Origin of the sequence: Winogradskyella sp. A3E31 (assembly GCF_046720935.1) — a bacterium.
Taxonomy (GTDB): domain Bacteria; phylum Bacteroidota; class Bacteroidia; order Flavobacteriales; family Flavobacteriaceae; genus Winogradskyella.
On record NZ_JBHNWH010000019.1, the window covers coordinates 1 to 2,500 of the forward strand.

At 49.4% G+C, this 2,500-nt stretch carries 2 rRNA genes (1 of these 2 cut by a window edge); both read right to left on the reverse strand.

Annotated features, from left to right (window positions below):
* Window positions 1–58 precede the first annotated feature (58 nt).
* Window positions 59–167 (reverse strand): 5S ribosomal RNA (rrf, locus tag ACFEMA_RS14605).
* A 161-nt stretch (window positions 168–328) separates the two neighbouring features.
* Window positions 329–2,500: ribosomal RNA gene (locus tag ACFEMA_RS14610) — 23S ribosomal RNA — on the reverse strand (it continues 655 nt past the right edge of the window).

A 2,500-nucleotide genomic window follows, 5' to 3' on the forward strand; every position in this document is an offset into this window, starting at 1 on the left:
AAAAAAGACCCAATCGTTTGATTGGGTCTTTACAATACTGATAGTATCATCAGTACAAAAAAGGCGGCGACCTACTCTTCCACAGTAAGCAGTACCATCGGCGCTAACGGGCTTAACTTCTCTGTTCGGAAAGGTAAGAGGTGAGCCCCGTCGCTATAACCACCTTAAGGTTTAAATTGGCAGTTTTCAGTGTGCAGTATCCAGTAAGTCTTACTGTTTGCTGTGACTGTTGCCTGTCAACTCTCACGCCTTGGCGTGAGTAATATCTTAACATATTGAAAATGATAACATGATTTTGATTGTGTTGTAACTTATAAAAAAACAGGCGTACAATAAGCCTATGGGTTATTAGTACTACTCGGCTATGACATTACTGCCTTTACACCTGTAGCCTATCAACGTGGTCATCTTCCACGACCCTTTAAAGAAATCTCATCTTGTGGTGGGTTTCGCGCTTATATGCTTTCAGCGCTTATCCCTTCCGAACGTAGCTACCCGGCAATGCTCCTGGCGGAACAACCGGTACACCAGAGGTTCGTCCAACTCGGTCCTCTCGTACTAGAGTCAGATCCACTCAAATTTCTAACGCCCACAGTAGATAGAGACCGAACTGTCTCACGACGTTCTGAACCCAGCTCGCGTGCCACTTTAATGGGCGAACAGCCCAACCCTTGGGACCTTCTCCAGCCCCAGGATGTGACGAGCCGACATCGAGGTGCCAAACCCCCCCGTCGATGTGAGCTCTTGGGGGAGATCAGCCTGTTATCCCCGGAGTACCTTTTATCCTTTGAGCGATGGCCCTTCCATACGGAACCACCGGATCACTATGCTCTACTTTCGTACCTGATCGACCTGTATGTCTCTCAGTCAAGCTCCCTTATGCCATTGCACTCTACGCACGGTTACCAAGCGTGCTGAGGGAACCTTTAGAAGCCTCCGTTACTCTTTTGGAGGCGACCACCCCAGTCAAACTACCCACCAAGCACTGTCCCCCGTTGTGCGGGGTTAGACTCTAGACAAGCAAAGGGTGGTATTTCAACAATGACTCACGCACGCCTGGCGACGCACGGTCGAAGTCTCCCACCTATCCTACACATTACTTGTCCAAAGCCAATACTAAGCTATAGTAAAGGTTCACGGGGTCTTTTCGTCCCACTGCGGGTAATCGGCATCTTCACCGATACTACAATTTCACCGAGCTCATGGCTGAGACAGTGTCCAGATCGTTACACCATTCGTGCAGGTCGGAACTTACCCGACAAGGAATTTCGCTACCTTAGGACCGTTATAGTTACGGCCGCCGTTTACTGGGGCTTCATTTGAATGCTTCGCCGAAGCTAACATCTCCACTTAACCTTCCAGCACCGGGCAGGTGTCAGGCCCTATACGTCATCTTTCGATTTAGCAGAGCCCTGTGTTTTTGATAAACAGTCGCCTGGACCTTTTCACTGCGGCCCACATTGCTGTGGGCGACGCTTCTCCCGAAGTTACGCGTCGATTTTGCCTAGTTCCTTAGCCATGAATCTCTCGAGCACCTTAGAATTCTCATCCCAACTACCTGTGTCGGTTTAGGGTACGGGCCGCTTCACTCGCTTTTCTTGGAAGTCGCTTCTCTGGATTATCACCGCAGCCGTAGCCTTAGTGTACTATCGCCGTGTTACCACTGGCTTCAACGTGCTATTCCGTCAGCACGCACCAAATATACGCCTCCGTCACTTTTAGCGTGAGCGGGTACGGGAATATTAACCCGTTTACCATCCACTACCCCTTTCGGGTTCGCGTTAGGTCCCGACTAACCCTCAGCTGATTAGCATAGCTGAGGAAACCTTAGTCTTTCGGTGTGCGGGTTTCTCGCCCGCATTATCGTTACTTATGCCTACATTTTCTTTTGTAGCTTCTCCAGTAGACCTCGCAGTCAACCTTCGACGACACTACAATGCTCCCCTACCACTTTTTCAAGTCCATAGCTTCGGTAGTATGTTTATGCCCGATTATTATCCATGCCGGATCGCTCGACTAGTGAGCTGTTACGCACTCTTTAAATGAATGGCTGCTTCCAAGCCAACATCCTAGCTGTCTGTGCAATCCAACCTCGTTTATTCAACTTAACATACATTTGGGGACCTTAGCTGATGGTCTGGGTTCTTTCCCTCTCGGACATGGACCTTAGCACCCATGCCCTCACTGCTGATCATCATTTTATAGCATTCGGAGTTTGTCAGGAATTGGTAGGCGGTGAAGCCCCCGCATCCAATCAGTAGCTCTACCTCTATAAAACTAAATCAACGCTGCACCTAAATGCATTTCGGGGAGTACGAGCTATTTCCGAGTTTGATTGGCCTTTCACCCCTACCCACAGGTCATCCGAAGACTTTTCAACGTCAACCGGTTCGGGCCTCCACTGTGTGTTACCACAGCTTCACCCTGCCCATGGGTAGATCACACGGTTTCGCGTCTACCACTACTAACTAAAGCGCCCTATTCAGACTCGCTTTCGCTA